At 63.0% G+C, this 23,864-nt stretch carries 30 protein-coding genes; 7 read left to right on the forward strand and 23 right to left on the reverse strand.

Going from position 1 to position 23,864, the window contains the following annotated elements; all coding sequences use genetic code 11:
• The first annotated feature begins 109 nt into the window (after nt 1-109).
• Nucleotides 110-898: a response regulator transcription factor gene (locus tag B1A87_RS02310; RefSeq protein ID WP_078027218.1), complete on the forward strand. Its 789-nt coding sequence runs from the start codon at nt 110-112 to the stop codon at nt 896-898.
• A gap of 6 nt (nt 899-904) precedes the next feature.
• Here B1A87_RS02310 and B1A87_RS02315 read toward each other — a convergent pair whose 3' ends face one another.
• The 19 genes from B1A87_RS02315 to B1A87_RS02405 form a co-directional block, all read right to left on the reverse strand.
• The gene (locus B1A87_RS02315; RefSeq protein ID WP_078027217.1) at nt 905-1,369 is read right to left on the reverse strand and encodes an Hpt domain-containing protein; all 465 of its coding nucleotides are present in this window, start codon (nt 1,367-1,369) and stop codon (nt 905-907) included.
• A 105-nt stretch (nt 1,370-1,474) separates the two neighbouring features.
• On the reverse strand, nt 1,475-2,359 hold the full coding sequence (locus B1A87_RS02320) for a type II secretion system F family protein (RefSeq protein WP_078027216.1): 885 nt from the start codon (nt 2,357-2,359) through the stop codon (nt 1,475-1,477).
• A 7-nt stretch (nt 2,360-2,366) separates the two neighbouring features.
• Nucleotides 2,367-3,299, reverse strand: coding sequence for a type II secretion system F family protein (locus tag B1A87_RS02325; RefSeq protein ID WP_078027215.1), 933 nt, complete (start codon nt 3,297-3,299; stop codon nt 2,367-2,369).
• A 5-nt stretch (nt 3,300-3,304) separates the two neighbouring features.
• Entirely contained in the window at nt 3,305-4,924 is a 1,620-nt protein-coding gene (locus B1A87_RS02330) for a CpaF family protein (protein WP_185982207.1), read from the reverse strand.
• Nucleotides 4,925-6,118 carry an AAA family ATPase gene (locus B1A87_RS02335; RefSeq protein WP_078027214.1) on the reverse strand — a complete coding sequence of 398 codons (1,194 nt, stop codon included), beginning with the start codon at nt 6,116-6,118 and terminating at the stop codon, nt 4,925-4,927.
• The gene (locus tag B1A87_RS02340) at nt 6,115-6,891 is read right to left on the reverse strand and encodes a Flp pilus assembly protein CpaB (RefSeq protein ID WP_078027213.1); all 777 of its coding nucleotides are present in this window, start codon (nt 6,889-6,891) and stop codon (nt 6,115-6,117) included. The genes B1A87_RS02335 and B1A87_RS02340 overlap by 4 nt, the downstream gene beginning before the upstream one ends.
• 1 nt (nt 6,892) lies before the next feature.
• The gene (locus B1A87_RS02345) at nt 6,893-7,867 is read right to left on the reverse strand and encodes a TadE/TadG family type IV pilus assembly protein (RefSeq protein WP_078027212.1); all 975 of its coding nucleotides are present in this window, start codon (nt 7,865-7,867) and stop codon (nt 6,893-6,895) included.
• The gene (locus tag B1A87_RS02350) at nt 7,855-8,229 is read right to left on the reverse strand and encodes a TadE/TadG family type IV pilus assembly protein (RefSeq protein ID WP_078027211.1); all 375 of its coding nucleotides are present in this window, start codon (nt 8,227-8,229) and stop codon (nt 7,855-7,857) included. Before B1A87_RS02350 ends, B1A87_RS02345 begins: the two co-directional genes overlap by 13 nt.
• A 104-nt stretch (nt 8,230-8,333) precedes the next feature.
• The gene (locus B1A87_RS02355; RefSeq protein ID WP_078027210.1) at nt 8,334-8,570 is read right to left on the reverse strand and encodes a Flp family type IVb pilin; all 237 of its coding nucleotides are present in this window, start codon (nt 8,568-8,570) and stop codon (nt 8,334-8,336) included.
• A gap of 72 nt (nt 8,571-8,642) precedes the next feature.
• The gene (locus tag B1A87_RS02360; protein ID WP_078027209.1) at nt 8,643-8,879 is read right to left on the reverse strand and encodes a Flp family type IVb pilin; all 237 of its coding nucleotides are present in this window, start codon (nt 8,877-8,879) and stop codon (nt 8,643-8,645) included.
• Between the two features lie 270 nt (nt 8,880-9,149).
• Complete coding sequence (locus B1A87_RS02365; protein WP_078027333.1) at nt 9,150-10,028, reverse strand: type II secretion system F family protein; 879 nt, start codon at nt 10,026-10,028, stop codon at nt 9,150-9,152.
• Between the two features lie 16 nt (nt 10,029-10,044).
• Complete coding sequence (locus B1A87_RS02370) at nt 10,045-10,989, reverse strand: type II secretion system F family protein (protein WP_313902437.1); 945 nt, start codon at nt 10,987-10,989, stop codon at nt 10,045-10,047.
• A 2-nt stretch (nt 10,990-10,991) separates the two neighbouring features.
• Nucleotides 10,992-12,488, reverse strand: a complete 1,497-nt coding sequence (locus B1A87_RS02375) for a CpaF family protein (RefSeq protein WP_313902438.1) — start codon at nt 12,486-12,488, stop codon at nt 10,992-10,994.
• Complete coding sequence (locus B1A87_RS02380; RefSeq protein WP_078027207.1) at nt 12,485-13,690, reverse strand: AAA family ATPase; 1,206 nt, start codon at nt 13,688-13,690, stop codon at nt 12,485-12,487. The genes B1A87_RS02375 and B1A87_RS02380 overlap by 4 nt, the downstream gene beginning before the upstream one ends.
• Nucleotides 13,687-14,454: a Flp pilus assembly protein CpaB gene (locus tag B1A87_RS02385; RefSeq protein ID WP_260680605.1), complete on the reverse strand. Its 768-nt coding sequence runs from the start codon at nt 14,452-14,454 to the stop codon at nt 13,687-13,689. Before B1A87_RS02385 ends, B1A87_RS02380 begins: the two co-directional genes overlap by 4 nt.
• A 49-nt stretch (nt 14,455-14,503) precedes the next feature.
• Complete coding sequence (locus B1A87_RS02390) at nt 14,504-15,523, reverse strand: pilus assembly protein TadG-related protein (protein ID WP_078027206.1); 1,020 nt, start codon at nt 15,521-15,523, stop codon at nt 14,504-14,506.
• Nucleotides 15,511-15,900, reverse strand: a complete 390-nt coding sequence (locus B1A87_RS02395; protein WP_078027205.1) for a TadE/TadG family type IV pilus assembly protein — start codon at nt 15,898-15,900, stop codon at nt 15,511-15,513. The genes B1A87_RS02390 and B1A87_RS02395 overlap by 13 nt, the downstream gene beginning before the upstream one ends.
• A 93-nt stretch (nt 15,901-15,993) precedes the next feature.
• Nucleotides 15,994-16,200 carry a Flp family type IVb pilin gene (locus B1A87_RS02400; RefSeq protein ID WP_078027204.1) on the reverse strand — a complete coding sequence of 69 codons (207 nt, stop codon included), beginning with the start codon at nt 16,198-16,200 and terminating at the stop codon, nt 15,994-15,996.
• A 272-nt stretch (nt 16,201-16,472) separates the two neighbouring features.
• Complete coding sequence (locus B1A87_RS02405) at nt 16,473-17,138, reverse strand: A24 family peptidase (RefSeq protein ID WP_260680606.1); 666 nt, start codon at nt 17,136-17,138, stop codon at nt 16,473-16,475.
• 307 nt (nt 17,139-17,445) lie between these two features.
• Between B1A87_RS02405 and rplM the strand changes: the two genes are divergently transcribed.
• The 3 genes from rplM (at nt 17,446) to glmM (ending at nt 20,037) form a co-directional block, all read left to right on the forward strand.
• Nucleotides 17,446-17,889: a 50S ribosomal protein L13 gene (gene rplM, locus B1A87_RS02410; protein ID WP_078027203.1), complete on the forward strand. Its 444-nt coding sequence runs from the start codon at nt 17,446-17,448 to the stop codon at nt 17,887-17,889.
• Between the two features lie 38 nt (nt 17,890-17,927).
• The gene (rpsI, locus tag B1A87_RS02415) at nt 17,928-18,434 is read left to right on the forward strand and encodes a 30S ribosomal protein S9 (RefSeq protein WP_078027202.1); all 507 of its coding nucleotides are present in this window, start codon (nt 17,928-17,930) and stop codon (nt 18,432-18,434) included.
• 241 nt (nt 18,435-18,675) lie between these two features.
• On the forward strand, nt 18,676-20,037 hold the full coding sequence (glmM, locus tag B1A87_RS02420; RefSeq protein WP_078027201.1) for a phosphoglucosamine mutase: 1,362 nt from the start codon (nt 18,676-18,678) through the stop codon (nt 20,035-20,037).
• Between the two features lie 74 nt (nt 20,038-20,111).
• Here the strand turns inward: glmM and mscL are convergent, their stop codons facing one another.
• Both mscL and B1A87_RS02430 read right to left on the reverse strand, forming a co-directional pair.
• Complete coding sequence (gene mscL, locus B1A87_RS02425; protein WP_078027200.1) at nt 20,112-20,519, reverse strand: large conductance mechanosensitive channel protein MscL; 408 nt, start codon at nt 20,517-20,519, stop codon at nt 20,112-20,114.
• 42 nt (nt 20,520-20,561) lie between these two features.
• On the reverse strand, nt 20,562-21,110 hold the full coding sequence (locus B1A87_RS02430; protein ID WP_144275696.1) for a D-alanyl-D-alanine carboxypeptidase family protein: 549 nt from the start codon (nt 21,108-21,110) through the stop codon (nt 20,562-20,564).
• Nucleotides 21,111-21,165: 55 nt separating this feature from the next.
• On the opposite strand from B1A87_RS02430, the gene B1A87_RS23535 reads away from it, so the two are divergent.
• Entirely contained in the window at nt 21,166-21,336 is a 171-nt protein-coding gene (locus tag B1A87_RS23535) for a hypothetical protein (RefSeq protein WP_260680607.1), read from the forward strand.
• Here B1A87_RS23535 and B1A87_RS02435 read toward each other — a convergent pair.
• Both B1A87_RS02435 and coaA read right to left on the reverse strand, forming a co-directional pair.
• Nucleotides 21,323-21,508, reverse strand: coding sequence for a hypothetical protein (locus B1A87_RS02435; RefSeq protein WP_144275697.1), 186 nt, complete (start codon nt 21,506-21,508; stop codon nt 21,323-21,325). The genes B1A87_RS23535 and B1A87_RS02435 overlap by 14 nt on opposite strands.
• Nucleotides 21,509-21,513: 5 nt before the next feature.
• Nucleotides 21,514-22,509 (reverse strand): type I pantothenate kinase, encoded by a 996-nt coding sequence (gene coaA / locus B1A87_RS02440; protein WP_185982208.1) that lies wholly within the window; start codon nt 22,507-22,509, stop codon nt 21,514-21,516.
• 222 nt (nt 22,510-22,731) lie between these two features.
• Here coaA and B1A87_RS22785 point away from each other — a divergent pair, with 222 nt between their 5' ends.
• Both B1A87_RS22785 and B1A87_RS02450 read left to right on the forward strand, forming a co-directional pair.
• A complete protein-coding gene (locus B1A87_RS22785) occupies nt 22,732-22,995 on the forward strand; it encodes a hypothetical protein (RefSeq protein WP_185982209.1) in 264 nt (87 codons plus the stop codon).
• A 122-nt stretch (nt 22,996-23,117) separates the two neighbouring features.
• Nucleotides 23,118-23,684: a hypothetical protein gene (locus B1A87_RS02450; protein WP_260680608.1), complete on the forward strand. Its 567-nt coding sequence runs from the start codon at nt 23,118-23,120 to the stop codon at nt 23,682-23,684.
• Nucleotides 23,685-23,864: the final 180 nt, after the last annotated feature.

The raw sequence follows: 23,864 nt of genomic DNA on the forward strand, positions 1-23,864 counted from the left end.
CGAGAATAAAGGGTGTCCAGTCCACTTCACGTTGTAGCGTAGGTATTCTGGGAACGCTTCCCGCATTGCGCTGGGCTGTGCGGTGGTATTGCCGGATTTGAGGACAGCAGTGATCGATCTTGGTGTGGCCGTGGTGATTGAGGATGACGCCGACGTCCGTAATCTCCTTGATGCGGTACTTCAGCAGGCCGGCTTCGAGGTGCACTCAGCAGCTACGGGCCGCGACGGTGTGGACATAGCCAGGCAGAGCCGGGCCAGCGTCATCACTCTTGATGTCGGCCTCCCGGACATTGACGGCTTCGAGGTGCTTCGCCGGATCCGGCAGTTCAGTGACGCCTACGTGGTGATGCTCACGGGCCGGAACGAGGAACTGGACACCATCACGGCGCTGCAGGGCGGCGCTGACGATTACATCGTCAAGCCGTTCCGGCCGCGCGAACTGCGGGCCCGCATATCGGCCATGATGCGCCGGCCGCGGCAGGGCGCAGTCGGTGAGCCCGAGGCACTGCTTGGGTCGCCGTCGGAACCGGGTTCCGCAGCCGCCGGCGTTGCGCGCCACGGGGGAACGGTGCTGCATCACAACGGACTTGCCTTGGACACTGAGACCCGGACCGTTTCCCTCGGCGGCACACCGCTGGGGCTGACCCGGAGCGAATTCGACCTCCTCCACGAACTCCTGCGCGGAACGGGGGCCGTCCGCACGCGGGCGGACCTGGTGCGTGTGGTGCGCGGTGAGTACTACCGCGAGGATACCTACATCAGCGAGGCTGATGAGCGGGCGGTCGAGGTCCACATCGGTAATTTGCGCCGCAAGCTCCGCGAGGATCCGCAGGACCCCCGGTGGCTGGTCACCGTGCGCGGGGTGGGGTACCGATTGGCGCCGAAGCGGGCGGAGTAGATTCTATCAGTTGTCCGGCGGAAGGTACCCCAGTTTTAGTTCCCTGACGGTGAGCGCGCCAGTTTGCGCAACCGCCGGCAGCAAACGTCGCACGCATGCGAGGTCTCCGGATTTGACGAGACGCTGCACTTCGATGGCCAGCCGGGCCAGGCGGGTGGCACCCACCATCAGGGCGGAATTCTTCAGGCTCAAGGCAGCATCCATGGCGGCGTCGGGATCATTGTCTTCGACGGACCGTTCAAGGTACCGCAGCCGCTTGTCCCAGATGCTGATGTAGTCCCGCGCGAAGTTGTGGGCAACGCGAGTGCCGCCCATTTCCTCTTCCAGTTCATGCAGGACGCTCAGGTCCACGACGGGTTCCTGGGAGTCGTCTTGAGCGCCGTCCTGTTGCCCGTCCTCGGGGTGTCCGGATGCGGGCAGGCAGACGCCGTTGGCGCCGCCGTCGCCTGCACTGGAACCTGAATTGGACATACGTTAAGGCTACTTTCTGACCTTGTGAAAAACCTGATCAACCTTGGATCCTGTGGAAACCCTGCGGGTTCCTTGTGGTGGGGGAAAACCTGCGGAGATTCGACCCTACTGGCCACTGAACGTCTCGATGGTGTTGATGACGGCGGGGCCCAGGATGGCAATGAAAAGTACCGGGAAGATGAAGAAGAGCAGGGGGAAAAGGATCATGACCGGAAGCTTCATGGCCTTCTCTTCGGCCCGTTGGCGGCGCTTGACACGCATCACCTTGGCCTGCACCCGCAGCACGCGGCTGATGGCGATGCCGTAGGTGTCAGCCTGCACCACAGCCTGAACGAAGCTCCGCAGCTCCGGGATGTTCGTCCGCTCAGCCAGGGCGAGATAAGACTCGCGGCGGCTCCGGCCCACCTGCATGTCCTGAAGCGTGCGGACCAGTTCCTCCGCCAGAGGGCCCTTGCCGTTTTCACCGGCACGGGCCATGGCACCCTCGAAGCCGAGACCTGCTTCCACGGAAATCAGCATCTGGTCGAGTGTGTTGGCAAGCTCCAACTGCATGACTTTCTGGCGTTCCATGCCCTTGCTGTAGAGCATCAGGTCAGGGATGAAGTAGCCAAGAAACAGGACGAAGAGCCCGACGAGCTTGATGATCGGCGTGGTGGCGATGGAACTGATGTATAGACCCAGCAGTCCGCCCACCAGCCCCAAAGCGGGTTTGGCGGCGAGCACTCGGCCCAGCGGGAGGTTCGCCGGGCGGCCTGCGAGGGACAGCAGATGATCGAGCTTTTGCCTGTAGCCGGCCGGAGTAAGGCCGTGGCCGATCTTCTCGATGAGTCCGGTGTTGGTTTTCTTGTCGACTTCGGCCCGGTGGCTGCCTCGGGACAGAATGTCACGGGCCGCTGCGTGGCCTTTTTTATCAGTCGAGAGCAGAGACCAGCCTAGGTAGGCGAGCGGCAGGCAGATCAGGACGAGTGAGAGGAGGATGAGGGGATCCATAGCCGGCTCAGAACTTCAGGTCAATGATCTTGCGCATCCAAAGACCGCCAATGGTCATGAGGATTACGGAGGCTACTACCATGATCCAGCCGAGGAGCGTGCTGAACATCTTGTCCATGTAGCCAGGGTTGACCAGCATGAGCATGGCCACGATACCCACCGGCAGTGCCATCAGGATGTAGGCGGAGAACTTACCCTCCGCAGCCAAAGATTTGATGTGCCCCTTGATTTCGTTGCGCTCGCGGATGGTCTCGTTCACCTGGTCCAGCACTTCGGCCAAGTTTCCGCCGACCTCGCGGTTGATCTGGATGGCTTGGGAGATCCAGACGAAGTCCTCGTTCTGCATACGTTCGGCCGCGTCGTTGAGTGAGACAAGCAGGTCTCGGCCCAGACTTGTCTCGGAAACGATCCGGCGCATTTCCTCTGAGGTCGGCGTTTGGGATTCGTTGGCTGCTGCGTCGATGGCGCGGAGGATACTGTGGCCGGCACGTAGGCTGCCGGACAGCAATTGCAGCGTATCTCCGAGTTGGTCTCCAAACTTGGCTCGTCTCTTGCCAGCCAGGAAGCCCAGAACGAGGTGTCCGATGAACGGCGCTGCCATCACGAGGAGGATAGCCAGAAGGGGGCCGGCTACGACGAGCCCCACGAGCGCACCCACGAATGCGCCGATGACAACTAGCAGCAGGAAATCAGCTTGGCTCAGGCGCAGGCCGGCATTCTCGAGGATCTCCCGCTTGAAGTACCGGAAGTTCCTTTTGGCAAGGAATCGCTCGATTGTTCGAACTGCCGAACCTGCGAAGCGGGTCAGCTGCGAATCCGACTCCGTCCGGTACGGCCTGCGGCGGTCCAGCGGCACGGTGGGCGTACGCGGAATTAGTACAGCCACGCCCCCCAACGCGACCGAGGTAACCACGAGGATGATCCCGATTGTGACAATCATGAACGTCAGTGCTTTCCGGTCGTGGCAAGGGGAGCTCCGAAGACCCCAGCCGAAACGTGGATGCCCATGTCTTCGAAACGGTCGATGAACCGCGGGCGGATGCCTGTAGGAATGGGGCTTCCCAAGAAGCGTCCGTGTTGATCCACGCCGGCCGAGTAGTCGAAGACGAAGGCGTCCTGGAGCGTGACAATATCGCCCTCCATACCCTGGACCTCGGTTACGTGCGTTATGCGCCGTGTGCCGTCCCTGAGGCGGGAAATCTGGATGATCAGGTTGACGGCGGAGGCGATCTGTTCGCGGATGGCCCGCAGCGGCAGGTCCATACCCGCCATGAGGACCAGTGTTTCAAGACGGGCGACGGCGTCACGGGGCGAGTTTGAGTGGACGGTAGACAGAGAACCGTCGTGGCCTGTGTTCATGGCCTGGAGCATGTCCAGGGATTCCCCGCCACGGACCTCGCCCACCACGATGCGGTCTGGTCGCATGCGAAGGGAGTTGCGGAGCAGTTCGCGGATGGTGACCTCGCCCTTGCCCTCGGTGTTGGGTGGGCGGCTTTCCAGCCGAACCACGTGTTCCTGTTGGATCTGGAGCTCCACGGCATCTTCGATGGTCACGATGCGCTCGTTGGCTGGCAGAAAGGAGGAGAGGACGTTAAGGAGCGTGGTCTTCCCGGTGCCGGTGCCGCCGGAAACGATTATGTTCAGCTTGGCCTTGACGCAGGCGTTCAGCAGTTCGGCCATCTCGGGAGTCAACGTGCCGAAGTCGATGAGGTTCCGGACAGTTAAGGGCACCTTGCTGAACTTACGGATGGTGAGTGAGGACCCACCAACGGCCAGTGGGGGGATCACGGCGTTTACCCGGGAGCCGTCTTCGAGGCGCGCATCGACAAGCGGTGAGGATTCATCGATGCGCCGCCCGACTTTGGACACGATGCGCTCGATGACCTTGCGCAGGTGGTCCTCGGAGCTGAACCTGGATTCTGTCAGCGTCAGCTGGCCTTTGCGCTCCACATAGATCTGGTCCATCCGGTTCACCATGATCTCGGTGACGGCGGGATCGTCCAGCAGCCGTTGCAGCGGACCATAGCCCAGCACGTCGTCGGCCACGTCGCGCACGAGCCGCGTCCGTTCGTCCGCGGTCAACGGCACCTGCTCGCCATCGATGATGCGGATGAGCTCTTCCCTGGCGGTGCTGCGCAGTTCACTCTCGGTGAGAGCTGAGTCGTTGAACCGAGCGCCCATACGTTCGAAGAGTGCCGTCGCGGCCCGCTGCTTCAAAGCGGCGAACACGTCTACTGGCTGTTGAACTTTTGATTTGAACACTTCGGTCTGCACAACGGCGGTCGGCTGCACAGGCTTTGCGTGCGCAGACTTTCCTGGCAATGCTGGCGGCGGCACTGTCGCTTCGCCCACGTGCGAAGCCGAATGCGGCGCGGGCGGATGGATTTCTGGCGTGTGACGCGTCGCACGCGGCCGAAAGGGCGGGGCAGATGGTGACGTAGGGGCCGAAGAAGTCGAAGTGACGGCGGATGCAGCACTGGGCACAGCCGTCAGGGCTGTTGTAGCCGGGGCGGCCCCGAACTGCGACTTCTCCTGAGCGGCCTGGATGCGTTCCGAAAGTTTCATCTACACCACTACCCGTCGGTGGGTTTTCCGCTGAGACTTGGCCTGCCATGCAGGGCTAAACCGTTCCACGAGCTGGCTGAGGCCTTTGACAGCCGGATCCTTCTTGGCTTCCTGCAGGACGGGTACGCCGCGGTTGGTGGAGAACGCTACTGCGCGGGAACGAGGAACGCTAACGTCCACGGGAGCGCCAATGGTCGACTCGACGTCCTGCACCGTTAGGCCGCATTTTGCGTCAGCCATGTTGAGTACCACGTGCCGACCTTCCGGCAGGATATCCAACTGACGGAGAATATCCAGGCCGGAACGGAGTCCGCGCACGCTGGGGATGTCCATGGCGCTTACCCAAACCACGTCGGTGCATGCTTCCATGGCAGCCAGTCCTATCTCCGGCAATCCCGGCGCCGTATCCACAACCACGTACTGGAACTCGTCCGCCAACTGTTCCAAGAGCCGCGTGATCTGATCCGGGGTGATGTGGTCTGCCTCAACAGGGCTGATGGGCGCGCACAGGGCGTAGATGCTAGAGGGGTGGACGGTAAGGAAAGCCTTGAGCACTAGCGTGTCCTGGCTTGCGGCCGGGGAGACTGCATCCGTCACTGTGTGTTCCGGATTCAGGTAGAGCCCGGAGGCAACGTCGCCGAACTGCAGGTCCAAGTCCACAATCACAACGCTCATCGGAGCTATTTTGCCCAGGCCGACGGCGACATTGGTTGCGATGGTGGTCTTGCCGACGCCGCCTTTGGGGGAGAAGACTCCGATGACTGTGCCTCTGGAGTTTTCCGTCTGCTTGGGCTGCTCAGCGCGGTGCCGGCTGGCGAACGACTGGCACGCGCGTTCAAGCAGTACGCGGAGTTGCGCCGGATCGGCTGACGGGCTCAAGATATCCCGAACGCCCGCCCGCATGGCCTGCAGGATGAAAGTGGGATCAGGCTCGCTGACCATAAGAACTGTGAGGTCAGGCACCTGGACGTCAAGCACCGTGGCAAGCCGGAGGGCCTCGTCGACGGGGACATCCGGTCCCAGGATGAGCACTTCGGGCTTCTCCTGGTTCAGCTGCGCGAAAAGATCGTAGGGGCCTGCGGGCAGGACATTCGTGAAGAAAGTCTGGACGCCGCCCTGGAGGCCTCCGGCGACTGCCTGCCGGAGGCGGCCGTCAAAGTCCGCATTGGGCGTGATCAGGACGAAGCGGCTCACTTGTAGACCCCGTCCCGCGTGATGATCCGTGGGCCGCTGTCCTTGGCGTTGAGGGGTTCCTTGCTGAGCCAGATCTTACCGAATTCGGCTGCGAAGACGATCTTGGCCGCGTCCACGTCGCTGACCGCGACCGTGAGCATGAGGGAACCGACTGGGAGTGTGGTGTCGCGCGGGTCGGCGCTACTAACGTCGGGGGATGCGGAAGGAGTCGGTTGGATCGTGGGCGTGGTTTCAGGTGCGCGTTGCACAGCCGTCAGAAGGACTTTACGGACGGTCAGTTTGGTGGTCTCAGCATCCAGTTTGTCTGCCAGTGCGCCCTTTTCGAGTGAGACGAAAACCCCGACGTGGTCACCCGCGGTCAGACGGCCACCAACGACGCGATCGGGCTGAAGTTGGAATGTGACTTCCTGGAGGCCAGCGGGGACCGTGATGGCACCGTCGACTTTGAGCTCCGCGGGCGCGACCAATCGCTCAGCCACGAGCTGCTCGCCTGGCACGAGGGCCACGGCTGCCACCTTGCCCTCCGATTTGTCGAGTGACTTCAACGCTGTGCTGGCCACCGCAGTTCCGGGGAGTTTCTCGGTTGCCAGCGAGCCACTCATTGACTCGACCGGGGTGCCAGCCGGAATTGCAGTCTTCACGACGAGGACATCCACCGGATCGAGGGACTGCACGGCACGCAGGTCAGCACCTTGGGCGTAGGAAACCACCAGCATTGCGCCCACAAGGGCAAGGACCACGGCGGCCGCTCCGGCGAGTAGGCGTGACTTCACTTTAGGGTGCTCCAATGGTAAGACGGACCACGGCCGTGCCGTAATCCGGTGAATTGCCGAGTTCGAGGGCTTGAGAGAGGGATACAAACTTCAAAAAGTAGCCCCGGATGGATTTGTTGGGGAGGCTCCCGCCCCCCGAAGTCCAGCTGTCGGTGGCAAAGTGGTAGCCGGTAACGTGAAAAGCCGCGAAGCCCTTTACGTAGTACTTCCCACTGGAGCCGTTGCCGGTGGCAATGTCGTACAGGGGGATCAGGACCGTCTGATCGTTCATCGCCGCGAGGTCGGATGCGGCACAAACGCCAGGCGCACTCGCGCCCGTATCGCTGGTGAACCAGATTCCAGGGTCATTGGACTGTCCGGCCGAAATGTTGACACTACATTTCGCATCCGAAGCATCATTGATCCAGCCAAATCCACCCGGGATAGTGCCACAACCGGACCCCATCTCTATCAGCTGTTCACTGGCTGAGGTTGCGCCTGCAGCCAGATTCAGCTTGCATACGGCAATGGCCAGCGGCATTGCAACTATCCCCTTGGAAGGTGTGCCCCATTCGACCCGTGACTCGGCCACAACCTCAGCGCTCTGAATACCCATGATCCGGGCAAAAAACGTCGAAACAGCATTCGGACCGCCTCCGACTTCCTTTGCTCCGGCAGTGACCGTGATCTTGCGGTTTGTTTTGTCCAGGGTAATCGACTTGACGTTGCTGAGTCCGTCCACGGCGTTCTTGTTGGCCAGATCGGCGGCCAGTGGCGAAGTCGTTGAGCATTCAGCGTCATTGAGATCCTTTGCGCACTTCTGAGCCATCATGAAGGCCGCGGCGTCAGAACCGTTTTGAAGCTGGGCACGTTCCGAGTACAGGCGAGCAACGTCGATAGCGATGGCCGCAAAACCGAGTAACGCCACCAAGAGGATGGCGACGATTACGCTGATGGCGCCGCGTTCGCTCTCATGTGAATCCGTTAGCCGCCGCACAGCATGGTTCCTTTGCCTGTCATCGGAAAGGGGCCCGCGATGCCGGTCATGGTGCTCAGCGTGTAGCTGATGGTCACGCTCACCTGGGCCCCCACCGTGCAGCTCGGGGCACTAAAAGTGACGTTTCCGTCCGCGAGGGCCGGGTTGAGGAGGGCCGCCGCGTTCTTCGCTGCGGTTCTTGCATCGGTCTGGCTATTGTTGATCGCCATAACACGGACACCTTCGCGCGCGGCGTTTGTCAGGGTGATCTGCGCGTTGTATGCCCGGCCGAATTCCGCAATGCCGAGCAAGAGCATAACTAGCACCGGGGCGAGAAGTGCGAACTCAACAGCGACGGCGCCACGCTCGGATGCCTTGGCCATTGGTGCCTCTCTTACCACGGATGTGCTGGGGAAGCGCACGGACTAGTGAAAGCGAGGCCGGGTAGCGCAGGACATAACCTTCGCTACTCGGCCTCGCGCCAGGCCTACTTGGAGCAGGTGGCGGCAGTGCCTGCCGGCGCTCCTGCTGCAACGGCCATCGTGCCACCCTTGACCGAGCAGGCGACGCTGTCGAAGGTCGACGACAGGTTGCCGCCGAGAGTCGTGACGGCGACGATGATGACGACGGCGATGAGGGCAACCATGATGCCGTATTCAACGGCGGTAGCGCCTTTCTCACCGCGGCGGACACGGCCTGTAGTGTATGAGAAGAAAGCAAGCATTTTGATACTCCTGAGCGAGAGAAGGGAAGCCGGCCCAATATTGGAATAATCGGGTGCACGGCTCAAGGAGCGCTACTTGGAGCAGGTAGCTGCGGTGCCTGCCGGTGCGCCTGTAGCAACTGCCATGGTGCCGCCCTTGACGGTACATGCGACGCTGTCGAAGCTTGCCTTGAGGTTGCCACCAAGAGTCGTGACAGCAACGATGATGACGACGGCGATGAGCGCGACCATGATGCCATATTCAACAGCGGTGGCGCCCTTCTGGTCGCGGCGAATGCGGGCTGCGGTGTTTGAGAAGAAAGCAAACATTTTGAACTCCTGAGCGAGTGAAGGAAAGCTGGTCCTACACCAGCTCTGTAAAAAAGCTAGCAACGCATTTGTTGCAGGGATACGGTTCTTGCAACATCCTGATCCAACCTTTCCCAAGCTGCGCGTTTCCTGCGTTAACCATGCGACAACTTTGCATTTTGCGGGCATTTCGAAAATGCGCGGGCGCACAAAAGGACCCCCTCGGCTCTGGGATCCGAGGGGGTCCGGTCTTGTTTGACACACCATGGTGTCGGCGGCCGCGTCCGCGACCTAGCCGGTGAACATCGCCGCGATATTCAGCGCGACGGGTCCCAGAACCACGATGAACAAAGTCGGGAGGATGAAGAAGATCAGTGGAAACAGCATCTTCACCGGCATTTTCATCGCGTGTTCTTCGGCCCGCTGTTTCCGCTTGATGCGCATGTCCCCAGCCTGCGCCTTGAGGACGCCGGCGATGGCGATGCCGTAAGCGTCAGCCTGGATAACTGCACGGATAAAGCTGCGGACGTCCGGCACGTCCACTCTCTCAGACATCGCGAGATAGGCATCCTTGCGGGACCTGCCAACCTGGATGTCCTGCAGCGTCCGGATGAGTTCATCCGCCATGGGGCCATGGCCGTTCGTGCCGGCCCGGCCCATTGCCGCCTCAAACCCCAGGCCGGCCTGCACCGAGATGAGCATCTGGTCCAGCACCGTGGGCAGCTCCAAGCGGATTGCTTCCCGGCGCTTCTGAGCTCGGTTGCGAACGAGCAGATCGGGGGTGAAGTAGCAGAGCGCCGTAACACCCAGCAGCATGAGGAACCGCTGAGCTGACGGGCTCCCGGCAAAGAACAAATATCCCGCCACTGAGCCCGCAAAGGCCAAAATCGGCTTGACCATGATCAGCCGGGCGAGCGGCCAATCCTTCGGGCGTCCGGCGCCTGCCAGCTGCTTGTCCAGCCAGCCAGCGTACCCCTTGGGCATGATCCGCTGGCTCACCAGTTTAAGTTGTTCGCTGATGCTGAGTGCCGACCCTTTGGCTTTGGAGGCTCGGCCGAGGTTTGCCTGGATGTTTCGCAGGCCGGCCCTGTCGCCGGTGAAGGCGAACCAGGTCATGACCGTCAGAGGCGCGATCACCGCAAGGATCGCGGCGTAAGCAAGAGGTTGCATGCTGATCACATACTTTCTAGAACTTCGGTTTGATGATGCGGCGCAGCCAGAAGCCGCCTGCGGTGAGCAGTACCACTGCAGCCGCGATCATGAGGTAGCCGGGCAAAGTGCTGCTGAAGATCCGGGAGTACATGTCGTTGAACAGCATGAGGCCTATGAACATGACAATCGGGAGCGCCATGAGGACGATGGCGGACATCCGCCCTTCCGCACTCAGGGCACGGATCTGGCCGCGCACCTGATTGCGGTCACGGACGGTGTCGCCAAGGTGGTCCAGGACCTCGGCAAGGTCGCCACCCACCTCGCGGTGGATCTCGATGGCCTGCGAGATCGAGAGGAAATCCTCGCTCCTGGTCCGCCGGGCCACATCCGCCAGGGATTCTCCGAGGTCCCTGCCGATGCGGGTTTCGTTGACAATCCGGCTGAGCTCCTCGGACATTGGCGGTTGGCTCTCCTGGGCAGCCGCATCAACAGCCCGTAGAAGGCTGTGCCCGGCGCGGAGGCCGCCGGCGAACATCTGGAGGGTGTCCGGCACCTGCTGGTCGAACTGCGTCCGGCGCCGCCCGGCGAGGAAGTTCAGCAGGAGATGGAGGATCAGCGGGGTCAGCAGGGTGAGGAGGAAAGCCGCGAAAAGGCCGCCAATCATGAAACCGAACACCCCCGCCATGAGGGTGATGACGCCGGCCATGAGCAGGTAGTCGCCCGGCTCTTTCTTCAGTCCGCATTCGTCCAGCCGGTGCCGTGACAAGAGACCGGGGCCGCGCTTCTTGATGCCCTTGTTCAGCGCCCCAACTGCATGGTCCGTCAGCCGCGTCAGGGCGGTTGGCTGCGCGGGGGAATCCGGACGACGGCGGGACATTGGAAGTGCCGATCGGGGCCTGAGCGCCACGCCAAAAGTGAGGAAAATGGCGAGGTAGAGCAGGAACAGCGCGACCACGAAGACGCCGGTGTCGCCTGACATTGTCATCGCCCCCTTGCCGGCGGACCGCCGGGGAGGGATGCCCCGAACACTGCCGGCGAAATCTCGATGCCAAGTTCGGCGAAACGGTCCGTGAACCTCGGGCGTACGCCGGTGGGCACCGGCTTGCCCAAGAATCGTCCGTTGGCGTCAATGCCGGCCGAGTAGTCGAACACGAACGCGTCCTGGAGGGTGACAACGTCGCCTTCCATGCCCTGGACCTCGGTGACGTGGGTGACCCGGCGTGAGCCGTCGCGCATCCTGGTGATGTGCACGATCAGGTTCACGGCGGAGGCGACCTGCTCGCGGACCGCGCGGAGCGGGATATCCATTCCGGCCATGAGGACCAGCGTTTCAAGGCGCGCAATGGCGTCCCGGGGGGAGTTGGCGTGGACCGTGGAGATGGAGCCGTCATGGCCGGTGTTCATGGCCTGCAGCATGTCGAGGCACTCGCCGCCGCGGACTTCGCCCACCACGATCCGGTCGGGCCGCATACGGAGCGAATTCCTCACGAGGTCCCGGATCGAAACCTCGCCCTTGCCCTCAATGTTTTGCGGGCGGCTTTCGAGGCGGATCACGTGCTCCTGCTGCAGCTGGAGCTCCACGGCATCCTCGATCGTCACGATCCTGTCATCCACTGGGATAAATGACGACAGAACGTTGAGGAGCGTGGTCTTGCCCGTACCGGTACCGCCCGAGACGATGATGTTCATCCGGGCCAGCACGCATGCCTGAAGGAGTTCCGCCATTTCCGGGGAGAGGCTCCCCAGCGAAATCAGGTTGTGGACGGTCAGCGGATCACGGCCGAACTTGCGGATAGTGAGCGCAGGCCCGTTGACGGCGAGCGGCGGAATGATGGCATTGACGCGGGAGCCGTCGGCGAGCCGCGCATCCACGAGCGGGGACGATTCGTCAATGCGCCGCCCCACCTTGGACACGATGCGTTCGATCACCCTGCGCAAGGCTTCGTCCGAACCGAATTTCGTGTCGGTCTGGAAGAGGCGGCCCTGGCGTTCCACATACACCTGGTCGTAGCGGTTCACCATGATCTCAGTGATGGAGGGGTCATCAAGGAAGCGCTGGATGGGCCCGTGGCCCAGCACGTCATCCATGATTTCCCGGATGAGCCGCTGCCTCTCGGACGTGGACAGCGGTACCTGCTCCTCGTCGACCACGACCTTCAGTTCATCGCGGACGAACTGGTGCAGTTCCTCGTCCTCAAGGGATGAATCCGTGATGCGTGACCCCAACCGCTCAAAGAGCGTCTGCGTAGCCCTCTCCTTGAGGGCGTTCAGGGCCTCGCTTGCGACAGATGCGACCTGTGGGATCTCCAATGCGGCCGTCGCGCTTGCCGCGGCCTCAGCGGTTTGGGCCTCGTGCTTTTTCCCCAGGGTGGCGGGCGCCACCTTGGGATGGAAGACGCCCTCGAAGGGCTTGGGCGCCTCGGGTTGGGCCGGGGCCTCGCCACGGAGGTGCTGGAACCGGTCTGAGAGGTTCTTCACTGGACTACCGCCCTTCTGTGCAGCTTTTTGTGAGGTCTTTCTTCCCAATTGGGTTTGAATCGCTCCACCAGTTGGCGGAGCCCTTTGCTAGCGGCGTCGCGGCTGCCGTCCTGCAGGATGGGAACACCCTTGTTCGTGGAGAAGGGCAGCGTTTTGGAGCGGGGGAGCGCGACGTCCACGGGGGCGCCGATGGTCGCTTCGATGTCCTGCAGCGTCAGGCCGGCCCTGCGGTCCGTCATGTTGAGGACCACGTGACGCCTTTCCGGGAGCAGATTCAGTTCGGCCAGGATGCGGAAACCCGTCTTGAGGCCGCGGATGCTCGGAATGTCCATGCCGCAGATCCAGACGGCATCGGTTGCCTGCTCGAGCGTCGCCAGGACGTGCTCACCCAGGCCGGGTGCGGTGTCCACCACGATGTAGTGAAACTCCTCGCGGAGCTGGTTGAGGAGCCTGGTGACGTGTTCACCGGAAATCCTGTCCATCTCCACCGGGTTCCGAGGCGCGCAGAGGGCGTAGATGCCTGCCGGATGAACCGTGAGGTATGTCTTGAGGACCATGGAGTCCTGGCTGGCGGCTCCCACCACGGCATCGGTGATGGTGTGCTCCGGGTCCAGCATCAGCCCGCTGGCAACATCGCCGAACTGGAGGTCGAGGTCCACGATAACCACGCCCATGGGAGCGGACTTCCCAAGGCCGACGGCCAGATTGGTTGCCACAGTGGTCTTACCTACCCCGCCTTTGGGGGACATGACCGCAATGACCCTTCCGCCGGCGCCGTGATCTGCGTGTTCGGACGTTCCGGGAGCCAAACCCCGACGGCGGCCGGCAGCCGCGAGGCTGGCTCGCTCCAGCATGACGCGGATGGAATCGGGGTCTGCCGCCGGATCCAGGAGGTCCCGCACGCCCGAGCGCATGGCCTGCAACACCACTTCCTTGGTTTCGGGAACAACCAGCACCACGCTGATCTCTGGGTACTGGAGATCCATCACCGATGCCAGCTTCAGCGAACCGTCCACAGGGAGCCCGGGGCCGAGAATCAGGACCTCGGGAGGTTCGCCGACCAGTTGCCGCAGGAAGTCATGCGGCCCTTCGGGGAGGTAGTCCGCCTGGAACACTTGGAGGGAGCCGTGCATGCCGGCCACGGCCAGCTGCATCCGGCGTTCGAAGTCGGAATTCGGTGTGATGAGCACGAAGCGGCTCATCGGAACAGCCTTGCGCTGTTCACGACGCCGGAAGTTGCTTCGACGGCGTTCGCCGGTTCCTTGGAGAGATAAACGTGGCCGAATTCCGTGGCGAAGATGATTCGTTCGGCATCAGCTGAGTTGCGGGCCAGTGTGATCATGTAGGTGTCGTCGGAGGAACTGCTCTTCTTCGCGGTGAGTGCACCCTTGGTGGCTTCCTCTTCGGCAGCCGAGTCCTGCGGCTTGGCGGCGCTGCCGTTGCTGAATTGGGCGGCCGTCACCAGGACCTTGTGGAAGGTCAGCTGTGTGCCGCCGGCTTTCGCTCCGGAGTCTCCTACCGACAGGAAGACACCCACGGTGTCGCCCGCGGCAATCTTGCCGCCAACCACGCGTTCAATGGGCAGCTTCAGGGTGATCTCCTGCATGCCTGCGGGTACCTGCACCCTGGAAGGCCCCAGGAAGGCGTCGGCGTCCACCAGGCGCGTTGAAAGAAGCTGCTCTCCTGGCATCAGGGCCACGGCTGTGACTTTCTGGTGCACATCGCCCAGATCCGTGACGGCGCCGGCGGCGATGGCGAGCTTGGGAACTTCCTTCTTGACGACGGCGTCTGCCATCTTGTCCACGCCGGTGCCGGCTGCGACCGCCTTCTCGACGACGTAGACGCTTTCCGTTTCGGTATCGGCCATGGCGCGCTTGTCAGCGTTTTGCACGTACGAGACCAGCAACACGGTTCCGATGATTGCCACAATCAGCGCGGCAATGCCTCCCAGTAGGCGAGTTTTCACGGTTTTCCCCTTAAGAATTGTCTAATATTGTTTATCTATGCGTTAGCCCTTAGTCGATGAGCTTGATAATTACGGTTCCCAAGTTCGTTCCTCCACCCGACCCTCCGCTAAAGGAATCGATTGACTCGAATTTAATGAATTGACCGATAACGCAGCGATTATTCCCTCCAGAGCATGCGAGAGATGCGGTCATTCCCGGAGAGCCGGCCGTATTGCGAAATTCGTAAACGCCGTTGTTGCCGAACTTCCAGCCCCAGATCTTGAAGGTTGCGTAGCCAATAATGTGGAATTGGCCGTTTTGTCCCTGGTTTGTGGCGTTGTCGAAGATGGGGAATGCGACGTCTACCTCCCCGCCGGCAAGGAGGGTGGCCTTCCATCCGGTCAGGATGTTTTGACAGTCAGTGGGAGGATTGTTGCCCGGGTCCGATCCAACGTGATTGCTGCCGTTTTGAGTGACTGCCACGCACGGTGAGCTTCGGTCCAGCCAACCCCAACCCCCTGGGATCTGAGTCCCAGACGGACCGGTGCACGTTCCGCCTGGCTTGTAGGAGATCTTCTGCACCGCTCCGGTGGCAACAGCGTCCGACAGGTTGTAGCAGTGGTTTGAAATGGCCAGAGGAAATCCCGAGCCGCGTGTAGGGAATTCCAGGGCTGCGGTTGCGTGAGCTCCCACGGTTGCAGGCGGCGCATCGAGCGCCGAACTGAACATGGGCCGCAGGAAGCCCGCCCCGCTGGTGCCGTCCCGGGTGGTTGTTCTGACGGTGACCTGGTTGGCCACGGACATGTCGACCTGGAGCACGTTGGACGACGCGTCGTTTGAATTGCTGTTGGCCAAGTCCTGCGCGATGGCTTCAGCTTGGGACTGCGTACATCCCGTTGCGTGGCAGGCCTGGGCGATCGCAATGGCGCCGGCATCGGCAGCGTTTTGCAGTTGCGCCCGTTCGGCGTAGATCTGGCCGACGTCCACTGCCAGTGCGCCCGCGCCCATGAGCACGAGCATCATGACGGCCAACAGGACGCCTGCCGCGCCGCGCTCACGGTCGGTCCGGGAATTCTTCAGCCGCCGCATCGCATGGCTCCTACTCCGGTCACTGTAAGGCTGCTGCCAAAAATGCCGGTCAGCGTGGCTGCCGGATACGTGATGGTCACCGCAATGCTTTCGCCGTCGGCGCAGGCGGTCGGGGTGAAGGAGTATCCGAAGTCCCCGGTGTTCAACCCGGGTGCGCCCGCGGCCGCGGCCAGCTCCGCTGCGCCCTGGTTGTTGTCGATGGCCATGGTGCGAGCGGCTTCGCGGGCAGCCTGGGTTACTGAGATCTGGAGGTTGTAAGCATGGGAGAACTCCACGATGCCGGCAATCAGTGCCAGGAGAAGGGGTGCCACCAGGGCGAATTCGACGGCAACCGCGCCGCGATCGCGCCTTCTAGCTCTGAAGTTGCTGCGGTTCACTGGATTCCCCCCGTGATAGTTACAGCCGGTTAGGGTCGTGTGCCGCGTCCGTTCGTGACGGGCGCGGCACACGGGGTGTTCGTTGGGCGACTACTAATTAGCCCAGCCGGAAACGGTGGTGCCCAGATCCGTGAACCATGTGTTGAGGGCCCCACCGAAGGCGCCGACGCCACCGATGATGAGGAATGCGATGAATGCCACGAGCAGCGAATACTCGGTAGCGGTGGCGCCTTTTTCGGATTCAAGCCGATCCTTGATTCCCGAGACGAATGCAAGAACCGAGACCATGAGAGTAGTCATTGTATTTTCCTTAGAGTAGATGGAATTAATTACCGACCACCGGCTCCCCCCATTTCCGCGAAGGGTTGGTGCTTCGATAGCTAAAGAATTCCACCGGGGGCGCGCCGGCAACAATGCGTAGGCATACCCGAGTTTCCGGGGGGACTCATAGGTAGCCCCTAAAGAAGGTACTCAGATTGGGAATCTACAAGCAGGAAAATACTTGGATTACTAAGCCGGACTTAGTTTTAGGCCGGCACCATCGCCGGCCGAAAGCCGGGTGCCGCGGTCGGCTAGGACGTGAACAGCACCAGCCCCAGGGCGGCAGCCAGCATGGAGGGCCCGAAGGCCACTTCGGCGGGTTTTTCGGGGCGCCTAAAAGAAATCAAAACGACGGAGAAAATACCGCCAACTACGAACCCGAGGGCCCCGCCGTAGAACAGCTGGCTCCAGCCCAAGTAGCCCAAGTACAGGCCCACGGGGGCGGCAAGCTTCACGTCGCCCATTCCGATGCCGCTGGGCGAAATAATCGCCAGAATCAGGTAGACGACGAACAGGATGGCGGCGCCGGCGGCCGCGCGAAGCAGCTCGGCCCAGCCCGCAGTGGCCGCGCTGCTGAGGACGAAGAGGCCCAGACCGGCCGACAACAGGGCCAGGACGAGCGGATTCGGCAATAAATGGTGGGCAAAATCAATGCGGGCCAGTTGAACGGCGAGCACGCCAAGGACCAGGAATGCCGGCAGCGACCAGTCCATTCCAAACCGGACCGCCAAGGCGGCGCAGAGAACGCCGGTGAGGACCGCCGTCGTAATTCTTGTCCTCATTCCAGGGAGCCCGCCAAGGCGGGGGAGGGTCTTGGCGATGAGCCGTTCGGAGAGCATTCCAAGGAGCACGCCCAGCAGTCCTATGGCGAGGACAAAGAGAGGAGCGGCGCTGCTGGTGATACCTACTAGGGACACAAAGACTCCTGGCATGGAACGGGCCCGGCGCTGGCGCGGGCGTCCAAGCCCCGCCACCGGATACCCCATTTTGACCCTGGTGCCCGGTTCGCGCTATTCTAGGTAGTCGTTGTGCGTGTCCTTTCTCGATGATGCGTGCCCGCTGAGAATCCGGTTGCAGGATAACTACTCCTCGGGCACATTCGAGACTCCGGGACCACTGGATTCATAGAGCCCTCACCTCTGTTCCGGTAGCGCATAGATAGTAGGTGCACACCCTTTCGTGACACCTAAACAAGAACGCCAGAACAAGAACGAGGCAAACACCGTGCGTACGTACACCCCGAAGCCCGGCGATATCAACCGCCAGTGGCACGTCATTGACGCCACAGACGTTGTCCTTGGTCGTCTTGCCAGCCAGACCGCAATCCTGCTGCGCGGCAAGCACAAGGCCACCTTTGCGCCCCACATGGACATGGGCGATTTCGTCATCATCATCAACGCCGAGAAGGTTGCCCTCACCGGCGCCAAGCTCGAGCAGAAGCGCGCTTACCGCCACTCCGGCTACCCGGGCGGCCTGACCTCCGTCACCTACGCGGAGCTGCTGGAATCCAACCCGGTCCGCGCCGTGGAGAAGGCCATCAAGGGCATGCTCCCCAAGAACTCCCTCGCTGCACAGCAGCTGGGCAAGCTGAAGGTTTACCGCGGTGCAGAGCACCCGCACGCCGCCCAGCAGCCCAAGACGTTCGAAATTTCCCAGGTCGCCCAGTAGTCCTGGCCACCAAACAACTTATCTATACAAGGAGAACCGTGGCTCAGAACGAAGAGACCACCGAGGCCGTCGTGGCCGAGGAAACCCTGACCAGCTACACCTCGGAAAGCGGTCCTGCGGAAGCAGAAGCGCCGAAGAAGGAACGCCCGGCACTGACCGTTGCCGGCGCAGCAGTTGGCCGCCGCAAGGAAGCCGTTGCACGCGTCCGCATCGTGCCCGGCACCGGCAAGTGGACCATCAACGGCCGCGAGCTGGCCAACTACTTCCCGAACAAGCTGCACCAGCAGGACGTCAACGAGCCCTTCAAGATCCTCGATCTTGACGGCGCCTACGACGTCATTGCCCGCATCCACGGTGGTGGCATTTCCGGCCAGGCCGGTGCCCTGCGTCTCGGCATCGCCCGTTCACTGAACGAGATCGACACCGAGAACAACCGCGCCACCCTGAAGAAGGCCGGTTACCTGCGCCGTGACGCCCGCGTCATCGAGCGTAAGAAGGCCGGCCTCAAGAAGGCCCGTAAGGCTCAGCAGTACTCGAAGCGCTAAATCCGCTTTCGAAGCGTTCAACCGCTTCCAGAAGCCCGTCCCGCCATTTGGCGGGGCGGGCTTCTGCCGTTAAGGGCTTCTTCGCTTTTAGGGGACGCGTCCTCGGTTACGTAACGAGCTCCCTGCGGCTGGCGGATGTGAAAAGGCGGATGTCGCGGTGAGCTGGGCAAACATCAGCGGACCCCTGTGTTGGCGCCGTCTGAGGCAGGGGCGGGCACGCACATCGTCTAAACTTGACCCGATGTCTACATTATTTGGAACAGACGGTGTCCGGGGCCTGGCGAACGGCCTACTGACTGCCGAGCTCGCATTGCAGCTGGCCCAGGCCGCCGCCGTCGTGCTTGGCCATGAACGCACCGCTGACGGTGCGCGGCCTCGGGCCGTGGTGGCGAGGGACCCCCGCGCCAGCGGCGAGTTCATCGCCGCCGCCGTGGAAGCGGGGCTTTCCAGCTCCGGCATTGACGTCTACGACGCCGGTGTTCTGCCTACGCCGGCAGCTGCCTATCTCGTGGCCGACCTGAATGCCGACTTCGGCGTGATGATCTCCGCCTCCCACAACCCGGCACCGGACAACGGGATCAAGTTCTTTGCCCGCGGCGGCCAGAAGCTCCCCGACGAGGTTGAGAACGCCATTGAGGAACAGATGGGCAAGGAGCCCTTCCGGCCCGTGGGCGGCGAAGTGGGCCGCATCCAGCGGTTCTCCGACGCCGAGGACCGCTACATCGTCCACCTCCTCGGAACGCTGCCGCACAACCTGCACGGCCTGAAGGTTGTCCTCGACTGTGCGCACGGTGCCGCCAGTGGCTGTTCGCCGCAGGTCTTCAAGGACGCCGGCGCGGACGTTGTGGTGATCGGCGCTGAGCCGGACGGCCTGAACATCAACGAAGGCGTGGGTTCCACGCACCTCGGCCCCCTGAAGGCCGCCGTGGTTGCCCACGGCGCGGATCTCGGCATTGCGCACGACGGCGACGCCGACCGCTGCCTCGCCGTGGACCACGAAGGCAATGAAGTGGACGGCGACCAGATCATGGCGATCATCGCCGTCGCGCTCAAGGACGCCGGCAAGCTCACCGACAACGTCCTGGTGGCCACCGTCATGAGTAACCTCGGCCTGAAGATCGCCCTGCGCAGAGCCGGCATCGCCGTCCGCGAAACCGGCGTCGGCGACCGGTACGTCCTCGAGGAAATGCGCGCTGGCGGCTTCAACCTCGGCGGAGAACAGTCCGGCCACGTGATCCTGGCCGATTACGCCACCACCGGCGACGGCGTCCTCACCGGCCTGCAGCTGGCGGCGCAGGTTGCACTCACCGGCCGTCCGCTCAAGGAACTCGCTACGATCATGACCAAGCTCCCGCAGGTCCTCATCAACGTGAAGGACGTGGACCGGTCCCGCGTCAACGGCGACGAAGCCCTTGCCGCAGCCGTGAAGCTTGCCGAGGAGGAACTGGGCGACACCGGCCGCGTTCTCCTGCGCCCCTCGGGCACCGAGCCGGTTGTACGCGTGATGGTGGAGGCCGGCGACCAGCACACCGCCCAGGTCATCGCCGAGCGCCTGGCGCAGGTTGTTAAATCAGAGCTGGCCCTGGAGCTCGTCGGCGACTGACAAAGCCGCGCATGCAAAAAGCGGTCCGCCTCCCGTAGTTCACTGCAGGAGGCGGACCGCTTTTTCGTTCGTAGCTAAAGTTCCTTATTGACGCCGGACTGGCTGCGCAGCGCATCCCGGATTTCGGTGAGAAGCGCGATCTGCGGGTCTTCGGCGGCTTCCTCCTTGACGTCCTGGTTAATCCCAAGCCGGCGGTTACGGCGCTCGATCATGAGGTTGATGGGCATGACGATGACAAAGTAAATGGCGGCGGCAACCAGCAGGAAGTTAACAACCGCGGTTAGCAGGACGCCGATCCGCACGTCCCCGAACGCCAGGAAATTGTCAAACTTAGGCTGCCCCACCAGCAACGAGATCAGCGGCATCATGACGCTCTTGACCAGGGCGTCGACCACCGCGCTAAACGCCGTGCCGATGACAACCGCCACCGCCAGATCGATGACATTGCCTTTGAGAATGAACTTCTTGAATCCAGTAAGCATGGCACCCAAACTACCGCACAGCCGCGCCCTGGCGGCGGGCCGTCAGGGGTAGCCCGGCGCGGCCTTCAGCCCAAAGTACTCTTCAAGGGTTCCGATTCCGCGCTTCTTCATGTCCGTGGCGGCCTCGACCCCGATGTAGCGGAGGTGCCAGGACTCGTAGTAGTACCCCGTGATGGGATGCAGCATCAACGGATAGCGCACCACGAAGCCGAACCGGTAGGCGTTGGCTTTGGCCCACACCGCGGCCGGCTGTTCGGCAAAGCACGGCTGGAAGCTGCATGCGCCGCCGCCGTCGCCGATGTCGAACGCCCAGCCCGTCTGGTGTTCGGAATAGCCCGGCCGCGCGGAGGCGGTGTCCGCAGCCGCCTGTCCCCGGGCACTGACGTAGCCGTTGTACGTGGCGGTCTGTGTGGCATAGGAACGGTATCCGCTCGCCAGCGTCATGGTCACGCCCGCAGCCGCTGCTGCCGCAAACATCCGTTCCGCGGCAGCCGCCGTCGTGCGGTTCAGCAGTTCCGCCTCGCCGGAAACGGCGAGGGCGACGCGCGGCTGGACCAGATCCGCGGGGACATAGCTGTCTCTTATACACATCTAGATGTGTATAAGAGACAGCCAGGGGCTGGCGGGGTCGGTCAGCGAGTATTGATTGGGCAGGCTGGAGGCGGCCGACGGCGGCGCTGGCGCAGACGTTGACGGGGAGGCTGCCGGGGATGCGGACGACGGCGGTGCTGACGCGGGCGCAGAGGAGGACGCCGGCGCCGAGGCCGAGCCTGACGCGGCGCGCGCGTGTCTCTTATACACATCTAGATGTGTATAAGAGACAGGGCCTGGGCCGTTCCCGCTGCGGCGGAGGATGCCGGGCCCTGGCCCTCCGGAGTGCACGCAGCCAGCGCGGACAGCCCGGCGCCGGCGACCAGCAGCTTGGCGATTGACCGGCGGCTGGGCGGTTGCGGATCCCGGTCCATGGTGGGGGAGCAGTCGTAGCACACGTGTGCTAAACCTTCCTCAGCAGCATCCGGCGGATGGAATGATCGGCTTCCTTGGTGAGGACCAGCTGGGCCCGTCCCCTCGTGGGCAGCACGTTCTCTTCCAGGTTCGGTTCGTTGATGCGCTTCCAGATGTCGCGGGCCGTGACTTCGGCCTCGTCGTCGGAGAGCGTCGCGTAGCGGTGGAAATACGACTCCGGCTGCGCGAAGGCGGTGGAGCGGAGCTTCCGGAAGCGGTCCACATACCACTCCTCGATGTACGACGTCTTGGCATCCACGTAGATGGAGAAGTCGAAGAAGTCGCTCAGCGCCAGCCCCTGGCGGCCGTCATGCCGGGGGCGCGCGGGGGCCAGGACATTCAGCCCCTCGACGATGAGGACGTCCGGGCGGCGGACCACCACTTCCTTGCCGGGCACGATGTCATATGTGACGTGCGAGTACCAGGGGGCGCGGACTTCCTCGGCGCCGCCCTTGATTTCGCTCACAAAGCGCAGCAGCGCCCGCCGGTCATAGGACTCCGGGAACCCTTTGCGTTCAAGCAGCTGGCGGCGCTTGAGCTCAGCGAGCGGGTACAGGAAACCGTCAGTGGTGATCAGTTCAACGTTCGGGGTGCCGGGCCAGCGCCGAAGCATCTCGCGGAGCACGCGGGCAATGGTGGACTTGCCCACGGCAACGGACCCGGCCACACCGATTACGAAGGGCGTGCGCTGGGTCTGTTCGCCCAGGAAGGTTGTGGTGGCGGCGTGCAGCTGGCCTGCGGCTTCCACATAGAGGTGCAACAGCCGGGACAGGGGCAGGTAGACCTCGCGGACCTCTTTCATGTCCAGGGGGTCACCGAGCCCACGAAGGCGCAGCACATCCTCTTCATTAAGGGGCTGTTCCATCTGGGCTGCGAGCCGGGACCAGGTCTGCCGGTCCAGCTCCACGAACGGCGAGACACCCTCCCCGTTCGCTTCATTGCGTTGCGAAGTCACCCTAGAGATTCTGCCCCTCGCGGCGCGCATAGCGAAATGAAGGCACTAGCCGGCGTCCCCGTGGCGGCCAGATGAAGTACCCTCTCGCGCCCGGCACCGTCGTCGCCGGCGATCTGAACGTCGCCAAGACCCCGGCCGGCGTGTGGACCGACGGCGCCGGCGCTACCATCAACATCGCAACATGCAAGGTGGTTCCCGGCGACAAGCTCACCTACACGCAGGTCCTGGACGTGACGCTCACGTGGGGACAGGATGGCTGCCGACATCGTGGCCACCGGCACCGGCGCAGCCAACGGGTTCACCCCGGCCAACGTCGTCGTCACCGATCCGGTGCTGACCCTCGGCAGCACCAGCACCGTGGCTACCAACCCGCTGACGACGTCCAAGACGGTCACAGCCACCATCACGTTCGAATTCCTCTCCACCACCACGGGCCGCGCCGACGTCACCGCGACATACAACTTCGGCAACGTCGCCTTCACCCTGCAGCAGGTAACCCAGTCCGGCCTGGCCTAGTCTGATACCGGCGCACGGCGGCCCTGGAGGCCGCACGTCGCCGTTACCGGATCCGGGGCCAGGGGTAGGAATCATGGGCATCCCCGCGCAGTCTGCGGGCCGCGGCGCTTATCGCCGCGGCGGTGCTCCTGGGCCTCCTGAGCGCGCAGGGCAGCTACGCACTGTGGAACGTCGGCACCTCCGCTGCACCCGGCACAGTCTCTGCCGCATCGTTCACCGTCAACCTCACGGGCAGTCCCTCCGGCCAGGTCTGGCCCATGACACTGGCCGGAGGGCAGGCGGCCAGCCTGGCCCTCATCACCCAGGCCGCCGCACTCACCCCGGGAACCGCGGTTTATGCCGGCGCCCTGGTGGGGAATGCCTCGGACGCGGGCGGAGCGTTCAGCATCGACGTCACAGCCGGGGCCCCGGCCGTCACCAGCGCGGGGAACGGCTCGCTTTCGCCGTATCTGACCGTCGACGCCAAGACGGCAACCTCAACGGATGCCTGCGCCACCGCCACAGGTTATGCCCCGCTCACCGCCGCGGGCCTGACCTCGGCAGCAGTTCCCAAAGGCGGCAGCACTGTCCTCTGCTTCGAAGTCAAACTTTCTTCCGCCGCTCCAGCCACGGTGAAAGGACAATCCGTGAGCATCACGATCCCGCTCACCGCGCGCCAGCTCTGCGGGGTGCCCGGCGGCTGCGCTTGATAGCCTTCCCCTCGTGGGGAATCCGGATCACAAGCGCAAGCAGAGGAGGCAGAGGAAGCCGGCCAGGAGCATGCCCGGCTCGGCCGCCACACGCACGCCGCTTCATGAGGGCGAAAGCGCCAGTTTCCCTTCCGAATGGACGGGCGCCACGGCTGCAAATAGCCCCTCGTTGACCATTCG

The organism is Arthrobacter sp. KBS0703 (assembly GCF_002008315.2).
In the GTDB taxonomy this organism is placed as follows: domain Bacteria; phylum Actinomycetota; class Actinomycetes; order Actinomycetales; family Micrococcaceae; genus Arthrobacter.